The organism is Sulfurivirga sp. (genome assembly GCF_015490265.1).
GTDB lineage: Bacteria > Pseudomonadota > Gammaproteobacteria > Thiomicrospirales > Thiomicrospiraceae > Sulfurivirga.
Genome location: NZ_WFYD01000010.1, coordinates 1 through 5,220, shown reverse-complemented (window position 1 = coordinate 5,220; position 5,220 = coordinate 1). Strand labels below are relative to the sequence as shown.

The following is a 5,220-nucleotide window of genomic DNA, read 5'->3' as shown; positions in this document are numbered from 1 at the left end:
TTGAACCGACACCCCCGTGCGCCCGACTCACGGGCAGGAGGACAGACATTGCGTGGTTCGATCATGAAACCCCTCACCCTGCTCGCCTGGCTGAGCCTGCAGCCTGTGTGGGCGCAGAGCCCGGCCCGGCTGCTGCCACCTGAACAGGGCGTACGGCTGGCAGACACGCCCATCCACATTCAGCTTAATGATGCACCGGATGGCACTCTGTCCGCCGAGCTGGACGAGATCGATGTCACCGAACTGATGCAGCGCACCAGCGACCGGATCACGCTGCGTCCCCCCAAGGCGCTGACCCCGGGCACCCATACCCTGCGGCTGACAGTGGAAACCGTCGAGGGCGAACTGCTCGAACTGGGTCAGTGGAACTTCAAGGTGCGCCAGAGCGCCGTGTTCGACACGCTTGAGGGTTCATGGCAGGGCAGTGCCACGCTGAGCCGCACGCTGAGCGCCTCGCCCCGCACCGGCATACCGGACTGGAGTGGTGAAGGTGCCCTGTCCGTGCGGGGCAAGGCGGCGCGAGGTCAGTGGCGCGCCGAAGGCAGCGCCGACATCAGCTACGCCAGTGCCGCGCCAGGTGGGGATCAGGCCGAGCTGCCCCGTTATCTGCTCACCTTCCAGCGCAAGCCTCTCTCCCTCACCGCCGGCCACCAGGCCATGCTGAACCAGAGCCTCATCAGCGACGGCCTCACCCACCGGGGCGTGCGTGTGGACCTGAACACGCCCGGCGGACTGCCGCTGTCGGCCCGACTGTTCACCAGCCGTCCCGACAGTATCAGCCGTTTCGGCAACACGCTGGGCGTGGATGACGATCGCAACCGCGTCTTCGGTGGCAGCGTGCGCACCGCGCCCATAGCCGGGCATCCCACCCTGCAGGTGGAAGCTGGCGCCTATGAGGGCCGCATCACCGACCCGAACACCCGATGGGAACAGGACGGCAGTGGCTGGCAGGTCGCCCTGAGCGACCAGTTGCTTGACAAGCGCCTGACGCTGCGGGGCGAGCTGGCCGGCTCCCGCTGGGATGCAGACGGACGCGGCACCCTGGCCCGCCCCCTTGACGACCGGGCCTTCCGACTCAACGCCAGCTACGGTATCCGGAAAAGCGCATGGCAGTGGCTGCTGCAGGCGGACTATGGACGCGTCGGTCCCTGGTTCGTCAGCCTGCTCAACCCCACCGGCGAGGTGGATCAGCAGGGCGGCCGGCTGGCGCTCGCCTTCGCCCACGGCAACTGGCAGGGGGCGCTCAGCTGGCAGTCGCTGGAGGACAATGTGGACAACGACCCGGCGCTGCTCACCACGCAGGTGGAAGACCAGCGCGCCCAGCTGGGCTACCGCTTCACCCGGCCATGGGGTCATGTACTCGACAGTCTGGACCTGACCCTGTGGCGCCAGAACCGAAATCCGAAACGCATTCCCACCGGCTATTCCGGCACCCCTGCCGATGACCTGACCCAAGGCCTCAGCCTGCAGGCCGGGCTGAAAGTGCACGGTGTCACCGGACAGCTGGTGTGGGAGCACAGCTGGCTGGATGACCGCCGCCTCAACATCAACGATGCCGACACCGACAGCTGGCAACTCGCCCTGCAGCGACGCTGGCGCCTGCCGCGGGGACGCACGTTCACTCTGGCGCCCAGCTGGCAACGGGGTGAAACCCGTTACACCCGCGCCAACCTCACCGTCCGCTCAGAGACGGCGGCTGTGGACCTGACCACCGGCGGATGGCTCGGCGACCGCCTCCAACTGGCACTCTCCCCGGCATGGAGTCGGGAACAGGATCCGCTCTACGGTGTGGATACCAGTGGACACAGCCTCTCCGGCAGCCTTGATCTTCGCCTCCGGGAAAACGGCCGTCTGCCGCTGTCCGTCGGGCTTGCCGGTGACTGGCAGCGTCTGCATGACCGGCTGACCGACACCACCACCGAAAGCTGGCAGCTCTCTGCCACGCTGCGACTGCAATGGGACTGACGCCATGAAACGCCTCACATGCCTCCCCCTGCTGCTCCTGCTTGCCACACCGGGGCACGCCCTCATCACCTCGGCCAGCGGCCAGAGCACGCCCGCCAGCGTATCCGCCACCGCCCCCGGCAGCGTGCGGCTCAGCTGGCAGATCATCAGCACGCAGCACAATGCGCCCGTGCATTCCACCCAACTGGGCTTCGCGCTGGACAGCTGCAACCATCCCGACCTGTCGCTCAACCGCTCTCTCGGCGGCACGCTGAATGGCGCGGGCACCCTGCGCCTGACGGAAACCGTGCCCGTGCCGCCCGGTCTGACTGCCCGCGCCCGCCGCAGCGGCAGACCTAACATACTGCTTTGCCGCACCTTTTCTGATGCTGACGGCACGGCCACCGCCATCATCCAGCTGCCCGTGCACGGCAGCGGACTCACCGGCCGGCAGCTGGGTCTGGAGGCCATCACCCTGCGCCTGAACAACGGAGAGACCGGTGCGGTGGTGCCGCGGGGTGCCCCCTTGGCTGCCCGGGCGCTGATGCGCTATCGAGGCCACGGCCTGCTGGAAGGCGTATGGGAGATTGCCGGCCCCATGACCAGTGATCAGCGCCCCGGCTGGCGGACGCTGGCACCCATTCACCGCATGCTGGGCGCAGGTGGCACCGTCCAGCTGGTCAGCCCCGACCTGCCCACCGCCACCCCGGGCGTCTATCAGCTGCGCCTGCGCCTGATCCGTCCCCCGGTGCAGAGTGACACACTGATGCTGCGCTATCAGGTCACCAATGCACACACCCTGTTGGACGGTGTGCGCCCCATTGCGCTCTCGGCACCGGACGAGGGTGCGAGACTGCGACCCAACACCCGTTTCCGCTGGCAGTGCCTGCCGGGTGCCCATCATTACCTGCTGCTTCTTCAAGCCGAAGACGACCAGCCACCGCTGGGCCAGGCCGTACGCCCCGCCTGCTCGGCGGAACAGATGGACACAACATTGAGCGAGGGTGTCTGGTCCCGACTTCGCCCCCACGAAAGCTGGCACTGGTGGGTGGAGGCCATTGATGCGCATGGCCGCCCCATCGGCCGCACCCCCAAACGCAAAGGCACGCTGGAACCGTGAGCCGGACAGTCGACGATTCACGCCTGCGGATATGGCTGCAGCAGGTAGCCGAGGGTGACACCCGTGCACTCAGACACCTGTATGACGCGCTGGCGCCCAGCATCTACCGCTTCGCCCTCAGCCGCCTCGACGACCCGCACGAAGCCGACGGCATCGTCAGCGAGGTGATGGTGCAGGTCTGGCAGCAGGCCGGCCGCTTTGAAGGACGCGCCAGCGTGCTGACCTGGGTGCTGGGCATCGCCCATCACAAGGTGATGGACGTGTGGCGCCGTACCCGCCGGGACAGCGAGGAACTGGACACGGTGCGGCCTGCACGGCCACTGGATCAGGCGCTCAGCGAAACAGTCACCCCTGCCGTCGAGGGGGAACACGCAGCACTGAACGAAGCCTGCCAGGCGTGTTTCGATGCCTGTCTGGCCCAACTGCCGCCCGCCCAGCGACAGGCGCTCTATCTGGCGCTGGTGGAGGAACAGCCCTATCAGGACATTGCCCGCATTCTCGACTGCCCGACCAACACCGTCAAAACCCGCGTGTTCCACGCCCGGCGCTTCATGCAGCAATGCATGGCCGCCTGGCGCAGAGAAAAGGCCGTTTGAACCATGGATGACAAGCTCCCGACTTACAAGAAGAAGAAACCATGACACAGGCCAGCCAGACCATGAAACCTCAACACGCGCATCTGGACGAAGAGACGCTGATCGCCTGCCTGCAGAACAGACTGAGTGATCAAGCGCGCCGCAGCGTCGAAGCACACCTGCGCCAGTGCGATGCCTGTCGGCAGGCACTGGTTGACCTGCGCCAGCTGCAACGGCAATTGCAGGCCCATTACGCCGCCCACCACCCTGCGCCGGAAACCTGGCAACAGGTGCAGGCGCGCATTGAGGCACACCGTGACAAGGTCGTACCCTTGCGCAAACCCGCCTCTTCTGCCCGGCGCTGGACCTGGCTCGGCGCTACCGCCGCTGCGGTGCTGTTTGCGGTGCAACTGGTGCTCATCCAGCAGGCCGACCTGCGTCAGCAGACAGGCTATGCGCCCTTGGGCGCCAGTCAGCATGAGCGCCTGCATATCTGGGTGCGCTTCGCCCCCAGTGCGGACAGCCGCACCATTACCACCCTGCTGCGACACTACGGATTGACTCTGGACAGTGGCCCGGACAGCGCGGGACGCTACCGTCTTGCCCTGCCCGCCGGCGCGGACGAGCAGACGCTGCAGCGCACCCTGAAAGCCCTGCGCCAGCGACCGGAAATCGCCGAGGCGCTGCTGCCATGAACGCTCTGCTCGGGTTGCTGCTCGGGTTGCTGCTCGGGCTGCTGACTGCATCCGTGCTGGCGGCCGAACCCTTGCGCCCCCCCGACCGCCCTGCTTCCCTGACCACCACTGTGCAGAAGTCGGATGACCCGGTACAGAAACCGCACACACGCCCTGCGCCCGACACCCCACACGGTGCCCCCCGCACCACGGCACATCAGCCGCCTACATCCTTGCCCCCCGACACTCTCCCCACTCCCAAACCGGTCACACCCTCCCATGGCGGGGCCTTCCTTGACGCGCCTCCCATACCGGCTACCTTTTCAGCGGCGCCACCGGCCACCCCCCCATGGGAGCCGAAAGAGGTATTGCTGGCCAGCCCGGATCTCGTAAGCGCGCGCCGCATGCAGAAACAGCTGACCCGATCGGGCTTTCGCCTGCTGCGTCGCTATCGACTGCCGGCGCTGGGGCTGTTTCTGAGCACTTTCCGCACACCGGCAGACATGTCCGCGCCACAGGCCGTCCGTTCACTGCGACAGCGGTTCCCGCACCTGCCCGTCAGCATCAATCACCGTTACCAGCCGTTGGGCGCCCCACCTGAACCGCCATCTCCTCCTTCTGTGGACGAACCTCCCGCCCGCTGCACCAGCCGGATCACGCTCGGCCTGCTGGATGGCGCCGTGCATACCGCACACCCCGCACTCCAGGGACGCGACATTCGGGTTGTCAGCCTGCTGCGTCCTGGCGAGACGCCCGGAGGCACCGGTCATGCTACGGCGCTGGCTTCACTGCTGATGGGAGACGGCACGCACGGAGGCCTTGCTCTACTGCCCAGAGCAAGACTGGTCAACGCTGCCGTTTACCGCCAACGTGGTGAGACGGTCGACGCCTCGGCTGAGGCCGTGCT

General features: G+C 66.9%; 5 protein-coding genes. All 5 read left to right on the top strand.

Annotated elements, in window-relative coordinates:
* On the top strand, window positions 1–1,965 hold a 1,965-nt coding region (locus tag F8K16_RS00485; protein WP_294945451.1), incomplete at its 5' end, for a hypothetical protein.
* A gap of 4 nt (window positions 1,966–1,969) precedes the next feature.
* Window positions 1,970–3,064, top strand: coding sequence for a hypothetical protein (locus F8K16_RS00480; protein WP_294945448.1), 1,095 nt, complete (start codon window positions 1,970–1,972; stop codon window positions 3,062–3,064).
* Window positions 3,061–3,660, top strand: coding sequence for an RNA polymerase sigma factor (locus F8K16_RS00475; RefSeq protein WP_294945445.1), 600 nt, complete (start codon window positions 3,061–3,063; stop codon window positions 3,658–3,660). The genes F8K16_RS00480 and F8K16_RS00475 overlap by 4 nt, the downstream gene beginning before the upstream one ends.
* Before the next feature lie 62 nt (window positions 3,661–3,722).
* Window positions 3,723–4,334: a hypothetical protein gene (locus tag F8K16_RS00470; RefSeq protein WP_294945442.1), complete on the top strand. Its 612-nt coding sequence runs from the start codon at window positions 3,723–3,725 to the stop codon at window positions 4,332–4,334.
* 383 nt (window positions 4,335–4,717) lie between these two features.
* Window positions 4,718–5,220, top strand: a 503-nt coding sequence (locus F8K16_RS00465) for a hypothetical protein (RefSeq protein ID WP_294945440.1), incomplete at its 3' end; no start/stop codon positions are given.